Below are 23,327 nucleotides of genomic sequence, written 5' to 3'. Positions count from 1 at the left end.
ATGGCAAATTCTGCATTTAACGCAACGGGCATCAGCGATTTTGACGCGGTTCGTTTGGCGGTAGCTAGCCCAGAAGATATTCTGAAATGGAGCTACGGCGAAGTTTTGAAGCCAGAAACAATTAACTATCGCACACAAAAGCCAGAACGCGACGGATTGTTCTGTGAGCGAATCTTTGGTCCAGTGAAGGATATCAATCCACACGACTCAAAGCTTAAGGGTGTACGTTCACGCGAAGCCGCTGTCGATAAGAATGGCGAATTGGTCACTAAGTCAATCGTTCGTCGTGAGCGAATGGGACACATTCAATTGGCAGTGCCAGTTGCGCACATTTGGTTTATGCGCGGCACTCCAAGCGCAATGAGCCAGCTGCTTGGTATGACGGTTCGCAATATTGAGAAAATCGTTTACTTTGCAACTTACGTTATCTTAAATGTTGACGAAGCAACTCGCGATCAATATTTGGCAGATTTGGAAGCGGAAACTGATTTGGCCCGTAAGGCTATCAAAATCCGTTACGAAAAAATGGCTGAAGAAGATGGCGCTGATGTTAAGCAACTAGCTAAAGAGCAGAGCCGTGAAGTCGAGGAATTGGAAGAATCTTACGTTGGTAAGAAATCTCAATTGGAGAGCTTAAACAGGGGTGCTTTGATCTCAGAGAGCGAATATCGCAACTTGCCAGAAGAATATGACGAATTGATTGAAGTTGGCATGGGTGCCAGCGCGGTCAAGGAACTTTTGGACAATATCGACCTGTCAAAGCTTATCGCCGAATTGACAGAGGAAGCTGAAACTGCGAAAGGTCAGCGACAGAAGAAGTTGCTAAAGCGTTTGAAGATGCTCGAAAGTATGGAATCTGCCGGCATTAAGCCATCAAGCCTATGTATGACTGTTCTGCCAGTTATTCCTCCGGATCTTCGCCCAATGGTGGCGTTGTCTGGTGGTCGATTTGCGACATCTGACTTGAACGACTTGTATCGCCGAATTATCAACCGAAACAATCGCCTAAAGAAGTTGATTGAGCTTAACGCGCCAGAAGTTATTCAGCGCAATGAAAAGCGCATGCTTCAGGAAGCTGTTGACGCTTTGATTGACAATTCAGCATCACGCGGTCGTGCAGTTAGCTCGACTGGTGGTCGCCGCAGTTTGAAGAGCTTGAGCGATATGCTAAAGGGTAAGCAAGGTCGCTTCCGTCAGAACCTTCTTGGTAAGCGCGTTGACTATTCTGGTCGCTCGGTTATCGTGGTTGGTCCAAAATTGAAGATTAACCAATGTGGTTTGCCAAAACAAATGGCGCTGGAATTGTTCAAGCCATTCGTGATTAGCTGGTTGATTAAGAATGAATTTGCGCACAATATTCGCTCGGCTTCACGTCTAATTGAAGCTGGTGAAGCAGTAGTTTGGGATGCGCTGGATTCAGCAATTGAAGGCAAGTACGTGTTGCTTAACCGCGCACCAAGTTTGCACCGTTTGTCAATTCAAGCCTTCCAGCCAGTTTTGGTTGAAGGAAAAGCTATTCAATTGCACCCGCTAGTTTGTGCTGGATTTAACGCCGACTTCGACGGTGACCAGATGGCTGTTCACTTGCCGCTATCAAAAGAGGCTCAGGCTGAGGCTCGTGAATTGATGAGTGCAACTGCTAACTTGTTGAAGCCTGCCGATGGCGCGCCAGTGCTGCACATTTCGCAGGACATCGTGCTTGGCAACTATTACTTGACTTACGACAAGCCGCAAGCTCAGACTGACGAGGTTAAAACTTACAGCTCTGTTTATGAGGCAGAAATGGCTTACGACAATGGCGTAATTCACTTGCAAACCCCAATTCGTATCTTTGCGAAAGGTAAAATGCGTGAAACAACTTTGGGTCGTGTCTTCTTCAATGAGATTCTGCCTGAAGATTTTCCATACGATAACAATGTCCAGACTAAAAAGCAGCTTAAGAAGGTGCTGGCACAAATCTTTAACAAGTACGGCGCCGAAGAAACCGCTAAGATTGCAGACCGTATGAAGGGTCAAGCTTTCCGCTTTGCTACGGTTGCGGCTGTGTCGACTGGTATGACCGACTACGTCCACTTCGAGGAAATCCCTCAATTTGTGGCTGAAGGTGATGCTAAGGCGGCTTTGATTTCTGAGCAATTCGACCAAGGTTTGATTACCGAGGAAGAGCGATATAACTTGACGGTTAGCGCATGGCGAAACGTTGACAATAAGATTACGGCATTCTTGAAAGACCAATTGGCGCACATGGACACCAGTATTTCTATGATGGTCAACTCTGGTGCTCGTGGTGATATTTCCAACGTGAAGTTGGCGAGCGCCATGATTGGTGTTCAGATGGACGCAACCAACCATGAGATTGAGCTTCCAATCCGCAGCTCTTACACCGGAGGTTTGTCTAGCCTTGAAGCCTTTATCGCAACCCGTGGTGCGCGTAAGGGTCTTATTGACACGGCGCTTAAGACTGCCGACTCAGGTTACTTGACTCGTCGTTTGGTAGATGTTGCGCAAGATGTCTTCACCGTTGAAGATACTGATGGCGATGATGAAGGTTACGCAATTTACCGATCAGAAACTGAAGAGACGATGATCGACTTTTCAAACCGTTTGGCTGGTCGTTATGCTGCCGAAACAATTCCAGGTCACGTCAATAAGAACGAATTGATCACGCGTGAAATCGCAGATTCAATTGATGACGACGAAAGCATTGAAAGCGTTAAGATTCAATCTGTATTATCGACAAACAACCTTAACGGCATTCCACAACGAAGTTACGGTATTGATATGTCGACTGGTAAATTGGTTGGCAATCATCAGCCAGTTGGTGTTATCGCCGCTCAGTCAGTTGGTGAGCCGGGTACTCAGTTGACGCTTCGTACCTTCCACAACTCTGGTGTTGCTGGTGGTGACATTACCCAAGGTTTGCCTCGTGTTGAAGAGTTGTTTGAAGCACGCACACCAAAAGGCCAAGCATTCATTACGGAAGTTGCTGGTTTGGTTGACGTTTGGGAAGATGGCAAGAAATATATCGTTCAAATTACACCAGAATCTGGTAAGGTTGAGCGATTGCCATTGGAAGGCCGAACTGTTGTAGTTAAGGCTGGCTCAAGCGTTAAGGCTGGCGACGTCTTGGCAACTGGCGAGAGCGACACTCGACCTTTGATCGCGCCATTTGACGGTGTGATTGAGTCGGCTGAAGATACTTTGGTGATAGCGGCAGAGGCTGCTTCACCAACTCGCTACGAAATTCCAGGCAATATGCAGTTGGTCGTTAAGGCAAACGATGTTGTCGAAGCTGGTGATCGATTGACGGCTGGATCATTGAACTTGCACGATTTGATGCGACTTAAGGGTGTTGAGGCAACTCAGCGCTACATCATCAACGAAGTTCTGCGAATCTACGCTGCTCAGGGTCAGGACGTGGCTGACAAGCACTTGGAGATTATTGTTCGCCAAATGTTTAGTCGCGTACAAATCGAAGATGCTGGTGATAGCGAATTCGTGACTGGCGATATCGTTTCTAAGGCCGCTGTGGTCAATGCAAATAAGCAATTGGCTGCTGAAGGTAAGAACTTGATTAGCTACACACAATTGCTACTCGGTATCACGAAGGTGTCAATCTGGAGCGACTCATGGCTATCAGCCGCATCCTTCCAGGACACTACTCGCGTCTTGATCAACGCCGCCGTATCTGGTCGAGCCGACCACTTGCACGGTTTGAAGGAAAACGTCATCATCGGCCGCAAGATTCCGGTAGGAACTGGCGCAGTCGAAGAAGATGAAGAATTCGAAACACCGAGCGAAGACGAATTCGTCGAAGAAGAAGTTGCTGCTTAATAAGTAGGCTTCGCAACTACAGAAACCGCCTCAATTCCGAGGCGGTTTTCTATTGATTGTTCACAAGAAAGGTTGTATAATACGTGGACACTAAATGAAACACTCAGCTTGATTGTTAAGAAAGAGAGATTAGATTGTGGGCGAATTATTTACAGCCAAGACTATGCCTAAAAAGGATTGTAGTCAAGTGCCAAAGCCAAATGGCTGGGACGATGTCGCTTGTGAGCGAATCATAACGGATAACGGTCTGGGCGTTTATATAGCCGATGCTCGTCAAGGAGATGTTAATGGGAAAGCTACGATAATCTTGCCTCAGTGGTCTGATGGTACGCTCCATAATCCATTGTCTCAGGAGCGAGCAAAAGCCACCGCAGCTATAAAGGGCGATGTGGCGATATATGTAGATAACCCAGGTGTTGAACCTGATTTACCGGAGATGCCTGGGTATATTAAGCGGGCGCTTTCGTCGGGAGATTTTAAGCCTGGCGCCATAAAACAGTGGGATGCTATTGCTCAAGGGTTGGATTATGCTGGTCTGGATTTTAATTCAGTTAGTCGCGTTCTGGGGGCGTCGCTTGGAGCTCACGTTGCGTCGGCTATTGTGTGTACCGCACCGGAAGAAGTTCATCTGGAGCGGATGGACTTATGGGAAACGGCTGGTCTTGGTGAAGAGAGTAATTTTTTACAGTTTGCTGCCAATTTCATGATGCACGGCGGTGACGGGTACGCGGATATATTGAAGAATAATCCCGAATGGGTTGCTTATTTAAGAAAAATTAATGGTGCAAAGGAGTTGGCTAATATTGCGATTCGTCGAACGGCTGGACTGTTTTATTATCCGTGGGCTATTAATCGTCATGATATCGGAAATACGATTATTGAGGCTAAGAATAGAAAAAACCCAGCAATTGACGGAGATACTGCTTTAACTATCTTAAACGGCACAGAAAGTAAAGTCAGTCCAAGCGAATTTAACGATCGTTTAGCGTTGCGATTGGCGGAGAGCGGACTTCGAGTTGTTAGACTGATGTCTGAAGGTGGCGTGCATGCATCACAAGATAATATCGGATGGTGGACGGAGGCGGAGCGATATTCTGGGTATGAAGCTGTGTAGTTATCCTGTGTTTTTGTGACACTCCACTCTAGCCGTGCCGAGTGAAAACTCCACGAACGGGGATGGAGTTTTCACTTTAAATTGATTTTTTATAGGAAAAAAATTATATAATATAAACAATTAAAGGAGGTTTTATGCCAGTATATAACAAACTTGTCCGCGATAAAATTTTGGAAATCATTAAGGCCAACGGGCAAAAGCCAACTCACGAAATACTTACAACAGACGAATACGCCGTGGAGCTTACAAAAAAGCTAGTCGAAGAAGTTGAGGAATATAAAAAAGATAAAAATACTGATGAGCTTGCCGATATCATGGAAGTAGTCTATGCTCTCGCAAGCCTGCATGGTTGTACCGCGGAGGAATTAGAAAAAATTCGCGCAGAAAAAGCAGAAAAACGCGGCGGCTTTGAAAAGAAAATATTCCTAGTGGAGGTGATGGATTAGGGCAAGTATGCGCGACAAGTTGTGTCTATTCTGCGCAAGGAATTCATCTCTGACAATTAGTACCCTGTTTTTGTATAAATAAGTGGCGATTTTACTTTTACGAAATCTGTGCTAGAATAGATGTAGAGTTTCCTCTTTTCGGAGTGCGCGGTGATTTGGATGTGTACAGACTGCAATCTCGGCGGAAAAGGTATAGACACGGAGAGGAGTTGCTGAATCCAAACCGTAAGGCAAATTGCCATAATTAGTTAATCAACCAAGGAGAAATTGGATGCCAACAATCAACCAATTGGTGCGTAAACCGCGCCAAACGGCTAAGAAAAAGTCCAAGTCGCCAGCACTAGGTCGTATTCATAACGCCCTAAAAACACGTTACTACGACCAGAATGCACCGCTTAAGCGTGGTGTTTGTGTGCGTGTGACGACTAAGACGCCAAAGAAACCAAACTCAGCTTTGCGTAAAGTTGCTCGTGTTAAATTGAACAACGGCTATGAAGTTTGGGCGTACATCGGTGGTGAAGGTCACAACTTGCAGGAGCACGCTGTGGTCTTGATCCGCGGTGGTCGTGTGCCTGACCTTCCGGGTGTGCGTTATCACATCGTACGTGGTGCGCTTGACCTTCAAGGTGTCAACAACCGTAAGAAGGGTCGCTCTAAGTACGGTACAAAGAAAGGGGATAAATAATCATGCCTCGTAAAGTTACCAAAAAATTGCAGCGTGAACTTAAGCCTGATCGCCGATACCAAAGTGTACTAGTTCAGCGCTTGATCAACAAGTCAATGCTAGACGGTAAGAAATTGGCGGCTGAGCGCGCTGTTTACGCAGCCCTAGAAACTGCTGCTAAGAAATTGGATTCTGAAGATCCATTGGCAGTGTTTGAAAAAGCATTGAAGAATGTTAGCCCAAGCTTTGAGGTTAAATCTCGCCGCGTTGGTGGTGCCAACTACCAGATTCCATTCCCAGTTCAGGGACATCGACAATTGCACTATGCGTTTAGCTGGTTAGTTCAATCAGCTCGCGCTCGTAGTGGAATGCCATATTCACAGCGTTTGGCATTGGAAATTGTTGACGCTTACAATGAAGCTGGTGCTGCCTTTAAGAAGAAGGAAGACACCCACAAGATGGCTGAAGCTAACCGCGCCTTTGCGCACTTTGCTCGCGGCTAATTATTGCCCGAAAGCAAAATCAGAAAATCGCTCTAAACGGGGCGATTTTTTGGTATAATAGAAAAAATTAGGAGGGAAGATGGCGAGTTTTTCGTTTGATATTGTGTCAGAAATTGACAAGGCTGAGATGAATAATGTTTTCATGCAGGCTGAAAAAGAAATCCAAGGGCGTTATGATTTTAAGGGGACGAGCGCGGCAATTGATTGGCTGGACGATAAAAAGGGTCTGAAAATTACCGGCGATAATGATTGGCAAGTTGATGCTGTTCTGGATATCGTGCGCAAGAAATTGGCGGGGCGTGGTCAGTCGAGCAAAGTCCTGGATTTATCAAAAGAGAAAGTTGTTTCGAACCTGAAGACTACTTGGGAGATTCCGTTCAAGCAAGGTCTTGATCAGCCGACGGCGAAGCAGATCGCCGCTGATATTCGCGCTAATGCGCCGAAAGCTAAGCCGCAAATTCAGGGCGATCTCGTTCGTGTTACTTCTGCGTCGAAGGATGAACTGCAAAAAGTTATTAGTTTGTTGCGGGAAAGTGATTATGACACACCTCTGCAATTTGTAAATTACCGTTAGAATTTGAGCAATATGAATCAGAAGTCAATGAAGAAATTAAAAATTGTAGCCATCGTTCTGGGTGTAGTTTTCTTGGTATCCGTTATAGTTGGGCTGATTGTCGTTAATAATAATCGCTCTTCCGGGGTTAGTAAAACCGCAAAGAAGAAGATCCAGAAGATTTTTGCCGAAGAAGATGCTAAGAATTTGCAAAAAGTCGTTTCCAAATATGGCTATTCAATTCGATACGACAAGAGTATTTTTACTGGCGAAGGTCACGTCTTAAATAAAGATTCTAATGAAAAGCAGTATAGTGCCACCACGTATGCTGATGATGAGCTGAAAGAAAGCCGCGCCTATGCGATTTTGCGATTACATTTCAGAAAAGGTTCAGAAAAGCCGAAGGAGGAAGAGGAGAAGTTTTCATTTAGGAAGATTATGCCAGACTTCTCAATCGTAACTTCGCGCAAAAAAGCTTATTTTGATCGCTCAACGATGCCTGAGGAATACAAGGACACGAAGAAATATTCAGATTTGGATTTAATGCTTCAGGGTGATATCAACAAGCAGAAGAAGGATAACCCGAACTTAAAATATCACACCAGCGATGCGACGATTTCTGGACGTAAGTTTAAGAAGATGGTCGTTGATTACGGAAGCACTATTGATGGCAAGTGGCAGAAAACCGGCGAAAAAATAACTTATTTAACGATTCAGAACGGCAGACCGTACTGGATGACGATTTTTGCATTGAGCAAGAATTCATACACGCAGCCATATATTGACCAGCTGGAGGCGCTGGTTGCTAAGGTTACTTTCCAGAATCCAGACAGTAGCTACTTGGTTAGGGCTGATGGCAATAATGAGGCGCAAGTGGCTTCCGCTACGATAGCTAAGACCGAAACTAAGGCGGAAAATTTCTCAGAAGATAAAGATACCACGAACACCTTGGAAGAACTAGACGAAGAGTCCGTTATCAAAGTGGTGGCAAGGAATCAAATTGCTACGGTCCGCGTGGGAACATATCGTTGTGCTGATATGATTTATACGGCACAGAATGGTGCGAGTATGCAGCTGAATGGCTTATGCACGGGCGGAATTGGTAGTGGATCGATTGTTTCTGACGATGGCTACATTGCTACAAATGGGCATGTTACTGAAGTTTCTAATCAGAGTATGATCATGGGTCTCAACACGCAAGAGAACATGAATAAATATATAAAGTTTGTGATAGATGCGGGCTATGTGACTCGAGAGACGCTTCGGGATTTGGCAAATAAGGCTAATGGCGGCGATCAGAGTGCGCAAGCGGCAATTCTCGGTCTTATCAATCAAGTTCCTGCCGATAATATACGTTCGCAAAACGATCGATATGACTATGTCATCCAGACCTCAAGCGAACCTATTGCGCGCGAAGATGACGGTTCGGGCAATCTTAAGTGGAAAAAGACGAAGACTAATATTCCAGCCAAGAAAATTGACGCGGAAGTTGATTTGAAGGGTCATGGCATGGATCTGAATAGCGACAAAAGTGACGTGGCGATTCTGAAGGTTGAAGGGCGATTTCCAGCGGTAGAGTTAGGTGATAGCTCTAGGATTTCTAGAGGTGATCGGGTGACGGCGATTGGTTATCCAGCGATTGTCGACGACGGCGTAAATACGAAGAAGAGTAAGACTGTCCCAACTGTTACTCAAGGTGATGTTTCTGGTTCGGCTAGTGACGCGGGCGGTCATAAGCTATTTTCAATGAGCGCGCAAATTGCGGCAGGCAACAGTGGCGGTCCAGCGTTTGATGACGATGGTAAGCAGATTGGACTAAACACCTACGGCGGTTCATCCTGTGCGGATAGGAGCGAGCGCAACAATTCTTGTTTTGGAGAGGGGATATTCCGTGATGTCGCTGATCTGAAAACTATGGCGAAGAAAAATAATGTTGCGTTATCGGCAAACGGCGAATTGACTAAGCTCTGGAAAGATGGCTTGGAGAGTTTTTCTCAAGGTAAATATTCTCAGGCAAAAGCTAAATTTGAACAATTGGATAAAAAATATCCCGACAATTATTTAGTGGCGAAGATGATCGAAGTTTCATCCAATACTCCAGATGACTCTACGGAAAGCGAGGCGTCTAGTGCAGAAGCTGGAGCGAGCGAATCAGAAAATAACACTACAGTTATAATCGTGGTTGTGGTGATTCTTTCAATGGGAGCATTATTCTTAACAGTGTCGATTATCGCAATTGCTGTTTCTGTCAGTAATCGACGTAAGATGAATACTTATCCATATCCTGTCGCTGGACAATTCCCGCAGCAGCCTCAATATCCGCAGCAGCCGTATCAGCAGCCAATTCCGCCGCAACAACAATATCCGCAGCAAAATTACTATCAGCAGCAGCCTGGTCAATATCCGCCAACATACGCGCAGCCGCCTATAGAGCAGCCTCCGGCTAACTATCCGCCTGCGGCGCCAGCTCAGAACGACAACGAGTCTAAAAATCCTCCGGCTCAGAGCTAGTCAAAAACATAGATAACTGATATAATAAAATGTAAGAGTAGTTTTTTGGTGCCAAAAAATTGACCAAAAATCTCGGCAAATTAACGTAATATAAAGGAAAATTTATGGCAGAGACGCATGTTCCGCTAAAGAATTTTAGAAATATTGGTATTATTGCCCATATTGACGCCGGTAAAACGACGACAACTGAGGGTATTTTGTACCGCACTGGCTTGACACATAAGATCGGTGTGGTTCGTGGTGAAGGTGACGGTGCTACCACCGACTGGATGGCACAGGAGAAAGAGCGTGGTATTACTATTACGTCAGCTGCTGTGACTTGTTTCTGGAAAGATCACAAGATTAATATTATTGACACCCCAGGTCATATTGACTTTACCGCTGAGGTTGAGCGTAGTTTGCGCGTGCTTGACGGTGCGGTTACAGTCTTTGACGGTAAGATGGGTGTTGAGGCTCAGTCTGAAACTGTTTGGCGCCAGGCTAATAAGTACGGTGTGCCGCGTATTTGTTTCGTTAACAAGATCAACCAGACTGGTGGCGACTTCTACAAATCTCTAGAGTCAATTCACAACCGCTTGAGCAAGCAGGCTTTCCCAGTTCACTTGCCAATTGGTTTTGAAAAGACTATCCACGGTGTTGTTGACTTGATTGACATGAAGGCTTACACCTACGACGATTACACAGACCACGAGCTTAAGGTTGGCGAGATTCCAGCTGACATGCTTGAAAAAGCTAAGAACGCACGCTCTCTGTTGGTTGAAAACGCTGTTGAAGCCGATGATGAACTTACTATGAAGTTCTTGGAGCAGGGCGAAGAAGCTATTACCGTTGACGAGCTAAAAATGGCTCTACGCAAGCGCGTTTTGGCTGGTGACTTTTACCTAGTTACTGGTGGTGACGGTCGCGGTGTGATCGTTGAGAAGTTGCTTGACTTGATGGTTGATTTCTTGCCAAGCCCGCTAGACGTTGATGAAATTTGGGGTAAGAATCCAAAGACTGGCGACGAAGTTAGCCGCAAGCCATCAGATAAAGAACCTTTGTCTGCTTTGGCGTTTAAGATTGCCGCTGACCCATTTGTTGGTAAATTGATCTTCGTTCGTGTCTATTCTGGCGTTCTGAACTCGGGAAGCTACGTACTTAACACGACAACTGGTGAGAAAGAGCGAATCGGACGAATTGTTCGTATGTTTGCTGACAAGCGTGAAGAAATTAGCAAGGTTGAAGCCGGCGACATCGCCGCTGTGGTTGGTCTGAAATCTACCGCAACTGGTAACACGTTGTCTGACGTGGCGCATCCAATTGCTCTTGAGTCAATTGAATTCCCAGAACCACCAGTATCGATTGCGGTTGAGCCAAAATCAAAGGCTGATCAGGAAAAAATGGCGTTGGCATTGCAGCGCTTGGCTGAAGAAGACCCAACTTTCCGAATCCACACCGATGAGGAGACAGGTCAGACAATTATGTCAGGAATGGGCGAATTGCACCTAGACATTCTTATTGACCGTATGAAGCGTGAATTTAAGGTTGAAGCCAACATTGGTGAGCCTCAGGTTGCCTTCCGTGAAAGTATCAAGGGTCGTTCTGAAGTTCAAGGTAAGCACGCCAAGCAGTCTGGTGGTCGCGGTCAATATGGTGACGTTTGGGTTCGCTTTGAGCCAAATGAGACTGGTAAGGGCTTTGAATTCGTTGATGAAATTAAGGGTGGTGTGGTTCCTCAGGAATATCGCCCAGCCGTAATGAAGGGTATTCGCGAAACATTGGAAGGCGGTGTTATTGCTGGCTATCCAGTTGTTGACGTTAAGGCTACACTTTACGATGGTTCATACCACGATGTCGACTCCTCAGAATTGGCGTTCTCATTGGCAGGTTCGATAGCTGCTCGTGAAGGTATTAAGCAGGCTAACCCAATCTTGCTTGAGCCAGTTATGAAGGTTGAGGTTACTACACCAGAAGACTTCATGGGTGACATCATCGGCGACCTTAACTCACGTCGCGGACGTATCGATGCCATGGAAGACTTGATGGGTGGCGCTAAGTTGATTAAGGCATTTGTGCCATTAGCAAATATGTTTGGTTACACATCGGACATTCGCTCAATGTCTCAGGGTCGCGCCGCTTCAACGATGGAATTAGCTCAATACGAGGAAGTTCCACCAAACGTTGCGCAAGAGATTATCGAAAAGCGAAATAAATAATCTCTACCTCATAAAAAATCCTCGGAGCGAATCCGGGGATTTTTGTTTGGCTAAATTTCGGGTTTATAAGTTTGGGATTGTTAGATTTCGTTTGGTGAGTTCTTCTTTGATTCGTTTGGTCAATTTGCGCGCTTTTGTCGCCTGAACACTATCTGTGCCATATCTATTTTCAATATCTTCCAATCGTTGGTTTGTGGTTATCGGCTTGCCGTCTGGGCTAGTTGTCATGTCTGCCAAGTTTAAGATAAGCAATTCATCCGTCCAATCGTCTACGTCAGGATCTCCGTGATCAAACACAGCCTCAGCCCAATTGAAGCCAGATAGTTCTAATATCCTGCCGTCTTCATGTTCGTGATCCGTCTGATTTTCAACAAAAGCGTAGGCAAAGTCATGTGTTAATCCCATCACAAATAAGCTGCGCGCCACGTCTTCTTTCATATTGAAGACCTCGCGAGCCAGATTGTAAGATTTGTACGCCACTCCGCGCATATGAAATAATCGCGAGTCTGACAATCCAATGAATTTTGGGCTATTTTTCATGACGCTTGTGTGTTTCGGCGGAATAAATTGATGAATTGTCGGCGAATTGGGCGACCGACAACATTGCCGAATGATGCGCCAATTGCCACCGCTACGCCGATGAGGATTGCTCGCGCTAAGATAGCCAAGGCTGGTAGGAAGTTTGCGCTGTTCGGCGGATATAAGACTACGCCCATTAATCCATTGTAAAGCGATAACCCTGGGACTAGTGGTACGATTCCCGCCGCGATGATCGCCAGGGAAGGGAATTTCCATAATCTGGAAGTCATAACTGCGACCAGCCCAATTACCGCCGCCGCGATGCCGCTCGCTGTTACGATATCAAAACCAAAACTCATGGCTAATCGTGAAATCCACCAACCGAAAATTGCAATCAATCCAGAGATAACCATTCCCAAAAATCGAGAATGATTTCTCAGAACGAACGCCGCCGCGATAATTCCAGCGCCCAAGTATTGCGTGTGTCCGTCCGCCAATGTCAATCGATCTGGTGTTGCTGGGAAAGTAATGCCGAATTTTGTCGCAATGTATAATCCGACCATCACGCCAGCAATTACGCCGCCCGTCGCCATTACGACTTTTAATAATCTGGCGTTGGCAGTCATGTAATATTCGTCGATTGCGTCCTGGAATGCGCCGACAAACATTAGTCCAGCGACTAATAAGACAATTCCGCTGATAACCAACAATGTTGCGTTGACGCTCAGCCCCAGATAATTGCTACACCAAGCTGCGCCCGCCGCCACCAATGTTACGAAAATCGCCACGAGGGCTTGCGAATAAAACAACGGTGTGCCAATACGTCCCAGCCACCTCAGTAATCCAGTTGCTAGGAATCCGAGCAGAAACGCGATTGACGCCATGAGTAAACTGCCGCCGTATAGAATGACGGAACCTGCGCTCACCAATCCGCCCGCCGCGTAAACGACTAGTCGGGAATGTTCGGTGGGTTTTTTGAGTATTTGTTGCAATCGCTCTTCGGCTTCTTCCAGAGAAAGTTGCTTGCGACGAATGTCGAGGGCTAATAATTGCAATGCTTGGATCAATTGATAATTAGGATCGTCAGGAACGATAACTCGCGCCATTGTCAAAGGCTCGTGGCTAACTCCGCGGTCTTGAGAAATTGTCACCAAAGTGTAGCTCACGTCCACATGAACAGGTCTGCGGCAATATGTCCGCGTGATTCCTTGCGCCATACGAACCACATCGCGGGCAACCACGCCCATGCTCAGAAGTTGCTCGGCAATCGTCATAGCCAGGCGCAAAGCTCGCATATTCGGCGTCAAACTTTCGTCAATTTTCTCCAGATGATGCTCCGGCTCAAAGCTGTAAAGGTTAGCGACTCGGGCTAATGATTGCTCAATGAATTTTGGTACTTTTTTCTTCACAATATCTAGTGTAACAAATTTTATGCCAATAGAAATAGCCCGCCAAGAGAGCTCAAGCCGAGGCCTAAGCCTCAGGCGAACTACTTCTATTGGCGGGCGGTTAGTCCTCGTTATCATCATCCCGCATGGGTGACTGCGGGATGATAACCGCTAGGAGGATAGCGATAGAACTCAGAGACGAGGTATAATACCCTACTGTCTCTATTTTCTGTACCGGGTCGATTACAGCACTAAGCACCGTATCGACAGCTCCGATGTCTTGGAGCACACTAATTGCCATCGATCCCGATATAATGTACGCTGCTACCAAGAAGAACCATAGTAGATAGTCGTGCTGTTCTCCTGTGAACCATCTAAATACTAGATGGAGTGACAGCGCCAGCGCTACTGCTGTACAGATGATGGCTAAAGACACAGTGAGGTATGTACTCCCCATAAGGAGTAGAACCAGACCAGTCAGGGCGACGAACGCGACAGCAAGTTTGAGTTTCAGCATGACTGACTCCTTTTCAAGATATGCAAGGACTACTTTCGTTGACGGGATTGTCAACGAAAGCTGTATTAATTTATGCCACACTTGCGTAAAAAAGTCAACATTGGGAGGAGGTTAGTCAACTTTCTGTAAAATAATGCCCGTTCTGGCTGGCAAGTAAACTTTAAGATTGTGGCTGTTATCAGCCGGGGAAGTGAAAAAACGGGAATTATGGTCTATTCGCTCCTGTCCGCCGAAGTTCTTGTCGTCGCTACTTAATGCCAATTTATAAGAGCCGGCTTCTGCGGGTACTGCGTAATCTGAGTGGGATTTGTCGGGCGAAAAATTGATAATGAATAAAAAGTCGCCGTGCATAAAACTGACCGTGTGATCAGATTGGCGAACCGTCAGCTGCTGGATGTCAGGATTATCAATTTGCCTAATAATCTTCATTAGCGCCGCGTCAAAATCGCCCAACCATTGATATTTTAAGAAGCCATTGTCGCGCAAACTCCATTGCCGACGAGCGTGCTTAAACGACCAATTATTGCCTTCACGCGGAAAATCAATCCATTCCGGATGCCCGAATTCATTGCCCATAAAATTCAAATAACCGCCGCCGTGCAGCCCCGCGGTCATCAGACGAATCAGTTTATGTAGCGCCACGCCACGCTCAACCGTTAAGTCTGGATCAATTTTATCCATGTGCCAATACATATTTTTATCAATCAATCGGAAAATCAACGTTTTATCACCGACGAGCGCTTGATCGTGGCTTTCGGCGTAATTGATGACTTTTTCCTCTGGGCGATGCGAACTCAAAGTGTAAGCCAATTGTCCCAAATCCCAATCTTCATCATTTTTCTCTTTCAGAGTTTTTATCCATAAATCTGGCGCGCCCATTTGCAAACGATAATCAAATCCCAGCCCGCCGTCTTTTATCGATGCGCCAAGTCCAGGAAAACCGCTCATTTCCTCTGCAATTGTCGTGGCGTCGGGGCGAACGGCGTGAATGGTTTCATTCGCTAATCGTAAATAAGCGAGCGCGTCTTTATCGACATTATCGCGAAAATAATCGTCATAACTAGTGAAACTTTTCCCGAGTCCGTGGTCGTGGTAAATCATACTAGTTACGCCATCAAACCTAAATCCGTCAATGTGATATTCGTCCAGCCACCAGCGACAATTACTTGCCAAAAAATGCAAAACTTCTGGCTTGCCGTAATCGAATAATCGCGAATCCCATTCTGGATGATTTGTTGGCTTGAAATATTGTGTCGGATCGCCGGCAAAATTGCCCAGACCTTCGACTTCGTTTTTGGCGGCGTGAGCGTGAACAAGGTCAATGATGACGCGCAGTCCTATTCCATGCGCAGTGTCGACCAATTTCTTAAAATCGTCGGGAGTGCCAAATCTTGACGAAACCGCGAAAAAGTTGCTGACGTGATAACCGAAACTGCCGTAATATGGATGCTCGGCGATTGCCATAAGCTGGACTGTGTTATAGCCAGATTCTTTAATTCGCGGCAAAACTTCTGTGGTAAATTCATTGAAGCTGGCCACTTTTTCTTTCTGACTACTCATGCCAACGTGCGCTTCGTAAATTAAAGGAACTTTTGGCTTGGGCGGAGTGTTGTTTTGCCAATTGTAAGGAGTTTTTGGCGACCATACGACTGTGGAAAAATCGATAGAATTTTCGTCCTGAACTACGTAATTTGCGTATGAAGGCAGCCTCCAGCCGTCGCCGCCAGACCAATAGACGCGCAATTTGTATTTTTGTCCGTGACGAAGTGAATTTTCAGGAAGATTTATGCTCCATTCGCCGTTTTTATCGCGATTTAATGCGAGTTCCTTGTGTTCTTTCCAATCTGAAAAATCGCCAACTAAGAACATCCGAGTGGCATTCGGCGCCCATTCTCTAAACGTCCAGCCCACATCTGTTTTATGGAGTCCGAAATGCAAAAAACCCATCGCGAATTCGGCTGGCGTCTTGCCGCTTAAAACCTTTTTCAGTTTCGAAGAAATATATTTCTCGTGCGCCTGAATTGTGGATTTGTGCGGCGCTAGCCACTGGTCCAAATCAACGAGGGTTTTACTGCTCATGTTTCTAGTGTAGCGGAAAAAACTGATATAATCTATCAAATGAGACCTTTTTCTTTTGAAATAACTTCACGATTTAACGACACGTTGGCGCGAACGGGAATTATTCACACGCCACACGGTGATATTAAAACGCCGGCGTTTATTGTGGTTGGGACTAAGGCTAATGTTAAGGCGATGATTCCTGAGATGGTGAAAGATGTTGGCACACAGGCGGTGCTGGCGAACGCTTATCATTTATATCTGCAGCCAGGACACGAATTGATTGAAAAGGCTGGATATCTTGGCAAATTTATGCACTGGGATGGTCCAACTTTTACGGATAGTGGTGGTTTTCAGGTTTTGAGTTTGGGCTCTGGTTTTAAGAAGGTTTTGGCTATGAGCACTGATGTTGATGAAGAAATTGCGATTGCTAAAAAATCGTCGCGTCATGCTTGGGTGGACGAAAACGGTGTAATGTTTAAGTCACATTTGGACGGCTCTTATCATAAATTTACGCCAGAATTGTCCATGCAAATTCAGGCTGGAATTGGCGCTGACATTACTTTTGCGTTTGACGAATTGACCTCTTTGATTGATCCGTATGAATATCAAGTTGAGGCGCTGGCCAGGACGCATGCCTGGGCGGAGCGAAGTTTGGCAGAAGTCAAGCGCCTAAGGGCGGCTCGTCCAGATAAGCCATATCAAGCTTTATTTGGCGTTTTGCAAGGCGCGAATTACGAGGATTTGCGAAAGCAAACTGCCGAGTTTTTGGGCGCGATGGATTTTGATGGCTATGGAATTGGTGGCGCGTTGGAAAAGGAAACGATGGCGCAAACGATTCAGTGGGTCAATCAAATTCTGCCTGAAAATAAACCGCGACATTTACTAGGAATTTCCGAGCCTGATGATATTTTTGCGGCAATTGAGCAGGGAATTGACACCTTTGACTGTGTGAGTCCAACGCGTGTAGCTAGGAACGGCGCCGCTTATACGCCGTTTGGTCGGGTTAATGTGCGTGGCCGAAAATACCGCGAGATGTTTGCGCCAATTATGGACGATTGCGATTGCTATACTTGCAAGAACTACACGGCGGCTTATCTCTGTCATCTTTTGCACGCCCGCGAGTCGTTGGCTGGAACGTTATTGTCAATTCATAACGAGCGATTTATCGTTAAGTTGGTTGACGATATTCGAGCCAGCTTGGAGGATGGAACTTTTTACGAGTTTCGCGATTCATTCCTGGCGAAGTATTATAGTAAGAAATAGGCTATTTACAACTGATTGGAAAATCGTTATAATTAAACTCATACGCCGTGAGGTCTTTTTTATGGACTGTACCCGCGTGAAAAATAATAATTAAATTAAGGAGAACTTCTACAAATGGCAGATGCATTTGACCGAAGCAAACCGCACGTTAACGTTGGTACAATGGGCCACGTTGACCACGGTAAGACTACGCTGACTGCTGCGATTACTGCAGTGTTGGCAAAGCGCCTACCAAGCGCAGTTAACAAACCTGTTGCGTACGACCAGATCGACAACGCACCAGAAGAGAAGCAACGTGGTATTACTATCGCGTCTTCACACCAAGAGTATGAATCAAAGAATCGTCACTATGCACACGTTGACATGCCAGGACACGCTGACTACGTCAAGAACATGATCACCGGTGCTGCTCAGGTTGACGGTGCGGTATTGGTTATCGCTGCAACTGACGGCCCAATGCCTCAGACTCGTGAGCACGTTTTGCTTGCAAAGCAGGTTGGTGTGCCAAAGATCGTTGTCTTCTTGAACAAGATGGACATGGCTGACGAAGAAATGGTTGAGCTGATCGAAGAAGAAGTTCGCGAACTTCTTGAAAAGAACGGCTTCGACAAAGACGCTCCAATCATCAAGGGTTCTGCTCTTAAGGCTCTTGAAGGTGACGAGAAATACGAAGACGCTATTATGGAATTGGTTGACGCAATGGACAGCTACATTCCAGAGCCAGCACGTGACATGGACAAACCATTCATTATGCCAATTGAGGACGTCTTCTCAATTAAGGGTCGTGGTACAGTAGCAACTGGTCGTATCGAGCAGGGTGTTGTTAAATTGAACGACGAAGTTGAAATCGTTGGTTTGAAGCCAACTCAGAAGTCAGTTGTAACTGGTATTGAGGCCTTCAAGAAATCTCTTGACCAAGGTCAAGCAGGTGACAACGCAGGTGTCTTGCTACGCGGTATTGAGCGCAGCGACATTGAGCGCGGTCAAGTTTTGGCAAAGCCAGGCACAATTACTCCACATACTGAGTTTGAAGCTGAAGTTTACATCTTGAAGAAGGAAGAAGGCGGTCGCCACACTCCATTCTCAAAGGGCTACAAGCCACAGTTCTACTTCCGCACAACTGACGTTACTGGTGAAGTTGAATTGCCAGCTGACAAAGAAATGGTCATGCCAGGCGACACTGTAACCTTCAAGGTTAAGTTGCTTGCACCAATCGCTATGGAGCAAGGTTTGAACTTTGCTATCCGCGAAGGTGGCCGTACAGTTGGTGCTGGTGTTGTTACAAAGATTAACAAATAATCTTGATAACACAAGCCTAATTAAATCCCCCGAATTTTCGGGGGATTTTTGATTGCTATAAGAAGGATTAATTGACAAAGTGGTAATGTTTATGGCAGAATAAAGACATCTAATATAAAACAGAAAAAGGAGATTTTGGTGAACAAACAGAAATTGCTAATTGTTGGCGGCGGTGGAATGGTTGGTGCAACGGCGGCTTATGCGTGTGCGTTGCGTAGTGTCATCGAAGAGATTGTGTTGATTGACCGTAATGAGGATTTGGCTTGGGGTCAGGCGGCTGATATCAATGACGCGATGGGAATTGACAGAAATGTCGTGGTTCATACGGGAAATTATTCCGATATCAATGACGATGACATAGTTGTGATCACTGCGGGTGCGCCGCAACTTCCTGGTCAGACTCGGTTGGAGTTGATTGACGTTAATGCAAAAATTATGCGTGATATTGTGAAGAATATTATAGCGAATGGCGCGAAGCCGTATTTGGTGATTGTCAGTAATCCGGTTGATGTTCTGACTTACGTGGCACTTAAGGAATCTGGCTTTCCGAAAAATCGCGTATTCGGGACGGGCACGACGCTTGACACTTCGCGAATGAAGTCGTATTTGGCGGACGCATTGAATGTCGACAGTAAAGCGGTTGACGCTTATATTCTGGGCGAGCACGGCGATTCGTCGTTTTCGACAATTGAAACGGCGCAAATTGGTGAAGTGCCAATTAAGGAATATCCTGGATTTACAGAGGAAATGATTGACGGAATTGAGCAGAAGGTTCGCGACCGAGCTTATCGGGTGATTGAAACAAAGAAATCGACGTATTTTGCGATTGGGTTTGTCGTGTCTAAGATTGTTTCGGCGCTCCGGAAATCGACACACACGGTTTATCCCGTCTGTTCTTTGGTTGAGGGCGAATATGGGCTGAATAATGTTGTGCTTGGATTGCCATCAACAATCAGCAGCGACGGCGTGAAGATTTTGGCGGGCTATCCGCTTACTAAGCGAGAAAAAGAATCGCTGAATAAATCCGCTGGAATTATTGCGGAAATGATTTCTCATCTTGATAAAGCCAAAAATTGCTGATATAATCGCATAGTTAATAATAATTTATCTCGAGAACTCGATTGACTATAAATAGGGCAATTAGAGGTTACGAGATTGCACATAAGAGGAGGAGCTATGGCTCAAGATACAGGAATCAAAATCCGCATTCGTCTGAAGGCTTATGACCACAAAGTCATCGACCAATCAGCAAAACAAATTATCGACACCGCAATTCGCACAGGTGCTAACGTGGCTGGTCCAGTGCCTTTGCCAACTCGACGCAGCACTTACACTGTCGTAAAGAGTCCGCACGTTTACAAAACTGGTGGTGAATCTTACGAGCGCCGCGTTCACAAGCGTCTGATTGACATTACAAACGCTACGCCAAAGACGATTGATAGCTTGCAGAACTTGAATTTGCCAGCTGGCGTTGACGCTGAAATTCGTATGTAATTTAACGATATATAAAATTTCCGCCTCTTGAATGGGGCGGATTTTTTATGCTATAATTCCATTCAGCTTATGACAAAACAAAAAACTCGTACTTACGCTCGCAATCGCTCGAAGTCTAGCGAGCTGTTTAGTCGCAAGGGGCGCGAACGTATTTATGATAACGACGGCTCATTTTTCTTGAAATTGGTGGTTTTTGTGATATTAAGTGCGCTGTGGCTTCGTCTAAAAAATCCAGTTGAAGTTGGCGGTTTGGTTGTTCAGGCCATTCCTGCCGGGCTATTTATTGCATTGCTGCTGGTATTAAAGATTGAAAAGTACCAATTCAACCGGAAAATTTGGTATGTCACTATAATTTTCATGGCAATTCTGACTTCGTTTACGCCAGTTGGTGTGATGATTTAGGATCTGTCTTTATTGACAATGGCGTACATAACATGCTATAGTGATGAAGTAATTTCTATTACGCGTAATATCAACTGTTCTCCTTGGTGAATGAGCAGGTCTGGTTATGAACGGGTGTTTATATTTAATATCCTCTCAGAATCCAGAAACCGCACATCATCAGGAGTATTTAAGTGGGAGTGAGGAAAAGTGAAAACACTTCTCGGTACCAAACTTGGTATGACCCAGCTCTTGGCTGAAGACGGCAAAGCCATTCCGGTAACGCTGATCCAAGCCGGTCCTGTCACCGTTACTCAGGTGAAGACTGTCGAAACCGACGGTTATAATGCGGTACAGGTAGCTTTTGGAGAGGGTAAGAACCTGAGCAAGGCCGTGGCTGGACACGTTAAGCCAGCCCAAGTGATCCCGAAACATATTCGGGAATTCCGTGTCGACCAGATTCCAGAGGATCTGAAAGTTGGCAGTGAAATTAATGTTTCCGCGTTTGAAGTCGGCGATTTTGTCGATGCAACCGGAACCAGCAAAGGTAAAGGTTTCGCTGGAACCATTAAACGCCACAACTTTAAGCGTCATCGTAAGACGCACGGTGGTAAAGGTAATACTCGTAAGCCAGGTTCAATTGGCTCAATGTATCCACAAAAAGTTTTCAAGGGTAAGACGATGGCTGGCCACATGGGTCACGAGCGTGTTACTGTTAAGAACTTGGAAGTGGCATATGTTGATCCAGAGACCAATCTAATCGGGGTTAAGGGCGCTGTTCCTGGACCACGAAAGGGGCTGATTATTTTAGGAGGTAACAAGTAATGGCAGATTCAACCAAACTTCCTAAAGACATTTTTGCTGTGGAAGTGCCAAATCACGAATTGTTGAAATTGGCATACGACAGCTACTTGGCAAACGCACGCCTAGCTAGCGCTACAACCAAGCAGCGCGGTGAAGTTTCTGGTGGTGGTAAAAAACCATGGAAACAAAAGGGAACTGGTCGAGCACGTTTTGGCTCAAGCCGTAACCCAATCTGGCGCGGCGGTGGTGTGGTCTTTGGCCCACGCGGCAACGAAAACTACACTAAAAAATTGTCAAAGACTGCTAAGAAAGTGGCAGTTCGCCAAGCTTTGACTGTAGCTAACGAAGCTAAGAAAATTGTCATCAAAGATGTTAAGACTACTGGCAAGACCAAGGAAGTCGCAACATTCCTAGCTGACAATAAGTTCGAGCGCCGTGTTCTGATCGTTGTAGATGAGAAGACGCCAGAACTTATGCGTGCTACAAACAATATTCAGAACGTTTTGGTGGTTCGCGCTAATTATCTAAGCGTTTATCACATTCTGAATGCGGATACAATCGTTATAACACCGAAAGCTCTACCTGTAATTACTGCATGGTTGGGTAAGGAGGAAGCGTAATATGAAACAGACGATTATTATCCCACGCGTTAGTGAAAAGGCTTACGCACAGAGCGCCAACGGCGTATATGTGCTACGCGTTCCACTTAACTTGAATAAGAACGAAATCAAATCAGCTGTAGAAGCGCAATTTGGCGTTACTGTAGTTAAGGTTAAGACCTTAGTACAAGACGGCAAGGCTGTACGCTTCTCACGAGGCAAGAATCGTTATCCTGGCACAACAACACGCAAGGATTGGAAGAAGGCTTATGTGACGCTGAAAGAAGGCGATAAGCTCGATGTGTTTGACGCAGTAGAGCAGCAGATGGAGGAGACCAAGTAATGCCAGTGAAAGCTTACAATCCAACCACTCCTGCTCGTCGCGGCATGACGAGTCAGGATTTGTCAGACATTACAACAAGAAAACCTCTTAAAAGTCTGATTAAAGCTAAAAAACAAAATGCCGGTCGCAACAACCAAGGTCGAATTACTGTTCGTCATCGCGGAGGCGGCGTTCGTCGTCACTACCGCTTGGTGAACCACAATTTGCCAGCAGGCTTGACCTTGACGATTGAAGAAATCGAATACGATCCAAACCGCTCAGCTCGTATTGCTCGAGTTAAGGATCAGTACAATTTGTACCACTACATCTTGGCTGACACCTCAATGGTTAAGGGTAAAACTATCCGAACTGGCGAAGAAGCTCCAATTGAGGCTTCAAACCGCTTGCCATTGTCAGTTATTCCTGTTGGTACGATGATTTACGCTATTGAGTTGACCGCTGGTAAGGGCGCACAAATGGTACGCGCTGCCGGTGCTAAAGCTCAGTTGATGGCGAAAGAAGGCAATTACGCAACTATCAAATTGCCATCTGGCGAAGTTCGCAAAGTTCGTTTGGAAGCTACCGCTGCTATCGGCGTAGTCGGCAACGTTCAGCACCAAAATGTTAAGATCGGTTCAGCTGGTCGCAGGCGTCGCAAGGGTATTCGCCCAACCGTTCGTGGTGTCGTTATGAACGCCGCAGATCACCCACATGGTGGTGGTGACGGTGGTCGCCACGGTACTGGTAAGGCGCCACGTACTCCTTGGGGTCAATTGACATTAGGTTATCGAACTCGTCGCCGTAAAGGCTCGAATAAATTAATCGTACGCACGCGTCACGACGCGAAGAGGAAGAGGTAA

At 45.9% G+C, this 23,327-nt stretch carries 21 protein-coding genes; 17 read left to right on the top strand and 4 right to left on the bottom strand.

Translation table 11 applies throughout. The annotated features are described in order from the left end of the window. From rpoC to fusA, 8 genes are all read left to right on the top strand, one after another. A complete protein-coding gene (gene rpoC / locus LRM46_RS03345; protein ID WP_243813003.1) occupies window positions 1–3,834 on the top strand; it encodes a DNA-directed RNA polymerase subunit beta' in 3,834 nt (1,277 codons plus the stop codon). Between the two features lie 187 nt (window positions 3,835–4,021). Next, window positions 4,022–4,948 (top strand): hypothetical protein, encoded by a 927-nt coding sequence (locus LRM46_RS03340; RefSeq protein WP_243813002.1) that lies wholly within the window; start codon window positions 4,022–4,024, stop codon window positions 4,946–4,948. 134 nt (window positions 4,949–5,082) lie between these two features. Beyond that, entirely contained in the window at window positions 5,083–5,394 is a 312-nt protein-coding gene (locus tag LRM46_RS03335) for a nucleoside triphosphate pyrophosphohydrolase (protein WP_243813001.1), read from the top strand. Window positions 5,395–5,665: 271 nt separating this feature from the next. After that, a complete protein-coding gene (rpsL, locus tag LRM46_RS03330; protein ID WP_129631024.1) occupies window positions 5,666–6,079 on the top strand; it encodes a 30S ribosomal protein S12 in 414 nt (137 codons plus the stop codon). Between the two features lie 2 nt (window positions 6,080–6,081). Beyond that, the gene (gene rpsG, locus LRM46_RS03325; protein WP_146423091.1) at window positions 6,082–6,561 is read left to right on the top strand and encodes a 30S ribosomal protein S7; all 480 of its coding nucleotides are present in this window, start codon (window positions 6,082–6,084) and stop codon (window positions 6,559–6,561) included. Between the two features lie 79 nt (window positions 6,562–6,640). Further along, window positions 6,641–7,135 carry a YajQ family cyclic di-GMP-binding protein gene (locus LRM46_RS03320; protein WP_129631019.1) on the top strand — a complete coding sequence of 165 codons (495 nt, stop codon included), beginning with the start codon at window positions 6,641–6,643 and terminating at the stop codon, window positions 7,133–7,135. A gap of 12 nt (window positions 7,136–7,147) precedes the next feature. After that, window positions 7,148–9,625 carry a trypsin-like peptidase domain-containing protein gene (locus LRM46_RS03315; protein WP_243813000.1) on the top strand — a complete coding sequence of 826 codons (2,478 nt, stop codon included), beginning with the start codon at window positions 7,148–7,150 and terminating at the stop codon, window positions 9,623–9,625. A gap of 104 nt (window positions 9,626–9,729) precedes the next feature. Further along, on the top strand, window positions 9,730–11,820 hold the full coding sequence (fusA, locus tag LRM46_RS03310) for an elongation factor G (protein WP_129631013.1): 2,091 nt from the start codon (window positions 9,730–9,732) through the stop codon (window positions 11,818–11,820). Between the two features lie 63 nt (window positions 11,821–11,883). Here fusA and LRM46_RS03305 read toward each other — a convergent pair whose 3' ends face one another. The 4 genes from LRM46_RS03305 to LRM46_RS03290 all read right to left on the bottom strand — a co-directional run bounded on the left by LRM46_RS03305 (window position 11,884) and on the right by LRM46_RS03290 (window position 16,323). Next, window positions 11,884–12,360: a hypothetical protein gene (locus LRM46_RS03305; RefSeq protein ID WP_243812999.1), complete on the bottom strand. Its 477-nt coding sequence runs from the start codon at window positions 12,358–12,360 to the stop codon at window positions 11,884–11,886. Beyond that, window positions 12,357–13,748 (bottom strand): threonine/serine exporter family protein, encoded by a 1,392-nt coding sequence (locus tag LRM46_RS03300; protein ID WP_243812998.1) that lies wholly within the window; start codon window positions 13,746–13,748, stop codon window positions 12,357–12,359. The genes LRM46_RS03305 and LRM46_RS03300 overlap by 4 nt, the downstream gene beginning before the upstream one ends. Before the next feature lie 100 nt (window positions 13,749–13,848). Beyond that, window positions 13,849–14,244 (bottom strand): hypothetical protein, encoded by a 396-nt coding sequence (locus tag LRM46_RS03295; protein ID WP_243812997.1) that lies wholly within the window; start codon window positions 14,242–14,244, stop codon window positions 13,849–13,851. Between the two features lie 111 nt (window positions 14,245–14,355). Continuing rightward, the gene (locus LRM46_RS03290) at window positions 14,356–16,323 is read right to left on the bottom strand and encodes an alpha-amylase family glycosyl hydrolase (protein ID WP_243812996.1); all 1,968 of its coding nucleotides are present in this window, start codon (window positions 16,321–16,323) and stop codon (window positions 14,356–14,358) included. Window positions 16,324–16,362: 39 nt separating this feature from the next. Between LRM46_RS03290 and tgt the strand changes: the two genes are divergently transcribed. The 9 genes from tgt to rplB all read left to right on the top strand — a co-directional run bounded on the left by tgt (window position 16,363) and on the right by rplB (window position 23,327). Next, a complete protein-coding gene (tgt, locus tag LRM46_RS03285) occupies window positions 16,363–17,568 on the top strand; it encodes a tRNA guanosine(34) transglycosylase Tgt (protein ID WP_243812995.1) in 1,206 nt (401 codons plus the stop codon). A gap of 114 nt (window positions 17,569–17,682) precedes the next feature. Then, window positions 17,683–18,867 carry an elongation factor Tu gene (tuf, locus tag LRM46_RS03280; protein WP_129630995.1) on the top strand — a complete coding sequence of 395 codons (1,185 nt, stop codon included), beginning with the start codon at window positions 17,683–17,685 and terminating at the stop codon, window positions 18,865–18,867. A 138-nt stretch (window positions 18,868–19,005) separates the two neighbouring features. Further along, on the top strand, window positions 19,006–19,947 hold the full coding sequence (locus LRM46_RS03275) for an L-lactate dehydrogenase (RefSeq protein WP_243812994.1): 942 nt from the start codon (window positions 19,006–19,008) through the stop codon (window positions 19,945–19,947). Window positions 19,948–20,043: 96 nt separating this feature from the next. Beyond that, the gene (rpsJ, locus tag LRM46_RS03270) at window positions 20,044–20,361 is read left to right on the top strand and encodes a 30S ribosomal protein S10 (RefSeq protein WP_129630989.1); all 318 of its coding nucleotides are present in this window, start codon (window positions 20,044–20,046) and stop codon (window positions 20,359–20,361) included. Between the two features lie 69 nt (window positions 20,362–20,430). Next, on the top strand, window positions 20,431–20,763 hold the full coding sequence (locus LRM46_RS03265) for a hypothetical protein (protein WP_243812993.1): 333 nt from the start codon (window positions 20,431–20,433) through the stop codon (window positions 20,761–20,763). 189 nt (window positions 20,764–20,952) lie between these two features. Next, window positions 20,953–21,567 (top strand): 50S ribosomal protein L3, encoded by a 615-nt coding sequence (gene rplC / locus LRM46_RS03260; protein ID WP_129744860.1) that lies wholly within the window; start codon window positions 20,953–20,955, stop codon window positions 21,565–21,567. Then, window positions 21,567–22,166 carry a 50S ribosomal protein L4 gene (rplD, locus tag LRM46_RS03255; protein ID WP_129743749.1) on the top strand — a complete coding sequence of 200 codons (600 nt, stop codon included), beginning with the start codon at window positions 21,567–21,569 and terminating at the stop codon, window positions 22,164–22,166. Before rplC ends, rplD begins: the two co-directional genes overlap by 1 nt. Window position 22,167: 1 nt before the next feature. Further along, a complete protein-coding gene (locus LRM46_RS03250; protein ID WP_129630974.1) occupies window positions 22,168–22,488 on the top strand; it encodes a 50S ribosomal protein L23 in 321 nt (106 codons plus the stop codon). Continuing rightward, window positions 22,488–23,327, top strand: coding sequence for a 50S ribosomal protein L2 (gene rplB / locus LRM46_RS03245; RefSeq protein WP_243812992.1), 840 nt, complete (start codon window positions 22,488–22,490; stop codon window positions 23,325–23,327). The genes LRM46_RS03250 and rplB overlap by 1 nt, the downstream gene beginning before the upstream one ends.

It is taken from the genome of Candidatus Nanosynbacter sp. HMT-352 (genome assembly GCF_022819345.1).
Classification (GTDB): Bacteria; Patescibacteriota; Saccharimonadia; order Saccharimonadales; family Saccharimonadaceae; genus Nanosynbacter.
Note: the sequence above shows the minus strand (reverse complement) of the source record. Positions and strands in the feature narration are given on the sequence as shown.